At 54.6% G+C, this 1,546-nt stretch carries 1 protein-coding gene; it reads left to right on the top strand.

From position 1 onward, the window contains the following. Positions 1-73 precede the first annotated feature (73 nt). Positions 74-1,251 (top strand): IS3 family transposase gene (locus E4634_RS21085; RefSeq protein ID WP_135446662.1). Its coding sequence is split into 2 segments (ribosomal slippage): positions 74-356 and positions 356-1,251, totalling 1,179 coding nucleotides; the frame shifts between segments, so codons are not numbered across the junction. Positions 1,252-1,546 lie beyond the last annotated feature (295 nt).

Raw genomic sequence — 1,546 nt, 5'->3', positions numbered from 1 at the left:
AACAAGTCAAGGCAGCAAGGGCGTGAACTTCACCCGGTAAAACGGACACCTCAACCTAACGAGGAGTCCCAGCATGCCCAGGTATACCCGACCCAGAAAGACCTGGCAGTACAGCAATGAATTCAAAGCCAAGGCAGTGCAGCTTTCGCATCTCCCCGATGTGAAAGTGAAAGACGTAGCAGAGGCGTTAGACATTCACCCCTTCATGCTTTCGCGCTGGAGGAAAGAACTCCGGGAAGGCAGAATTGTGGTAGAGGACACCAAGCCCACCGACCTTGAAATGGAGAAGAAGGAGATGGATCGCCTTCGTCAGCTTGAGCGAGAGAATGCACGCCTTAAGAAGGAGAATGAACTGCTAAAAAAGTGGCAACGGTATCTGGCGGAACAACATCAGAACGATTTGGATTCATCCAGCGATACGGACGCGAGCTAGGCGTCAGATACCTTTGTGACTGGCTGGGTGTGTCGCCCAGTGGCTACTATAGCTGGTTAAAGCGGAAGCCCAGCGTTCGAGCGATAGAAGAGGTGGCACTCCTGGAGGAGATTCACCGGATACACGCCAAGAGTCGCGGCACTTACGGCAGTCCCCGCGTGCATCGTATGCTACGTCGAGACGGCATTCGGGTTGGCGAAAAGCGTGTGGCAAAGCTAATGCGGCAGAGTGGGCTAAAGGGACGAGTGGTAACGGTGACGCAGCGCCGGCCAGCCTGGAAGCGGTTCCAGCAGGACGGCGAGAATCTCCGTCTGGGACTTTCACTACCAACGGCGCCCGACCAACAATGGGTGGCTGACCTGACCTACATCAAGGTAGGTACCAGCTATCAACACCTGATAACGATAATGGACCTATATTCACGACGGATCATCGGTTGGTCGCTGTGCAGCAACCGTACCGCCGGCGACGTCCTGCCGCTTCTGCAGCGTGTCATTGCTCGACGCAAACCGGCACCAGGTTTAATCTTTCACACTGACCGCGGGATCGAGTTCATGGCGTACGCGATCCAGGAGGAGCTCGCGAGGCACGGATTGCAGCGGAGCTACAACCGCCTGGGCCATTGCACCGACAATGCGCATATGGAATCTTTCTACCATAGTCTGAAGGCAGAATTGATACGAGGAAGATGTTTCGCAAATGAACCAGCGCTTCGCTCAGCTCTCGCATCCTATATCAACGGTTTCTATAACCGGGAGCGGCTACATTCTGGGATTGCTTATATGAGCCCCGCTGAGTATGAAGCTGATGCGGCCTAATCCAGTGTCCGTTTTTTCGGGTGAAGATCAGCGCTTCGCGCCGGGACCCGCTAACGCGGGCCCCTGCTTGAAGCGTTATGTGGTAGTTGCAAGTGGGGATTAAGTAAATGCGTTCGCTAGCTACCCTGGCATTTTTTGTCTCTCGGCTGCCAACGTCATCTTTCGGTGGCGGGGCTCAGCCTTTCGCCACTCCCTGGTGCGTCAAAGTTGGGTTGTCACATGCAACATCTGGGTTGGGCAGAGTCCGCAACTAAATTGTCAGTTGCCAAGAAGGTTGTGCATGAGGGGTAATATG

The organism is Mangrovimicrobium sediminis (assembly GCF_004745945.1).
GTDB classification, from domain to species: Bacteria; Pseudomonadota; Gammaproteobacteria; order Pseudomonadales; family Halieaceae; genus Mangrovimicrobium; species Mangrovimicrobium sediminis.
This window is presented reverse-complemented; position numbering and strand designations above follow the sequence as displayed.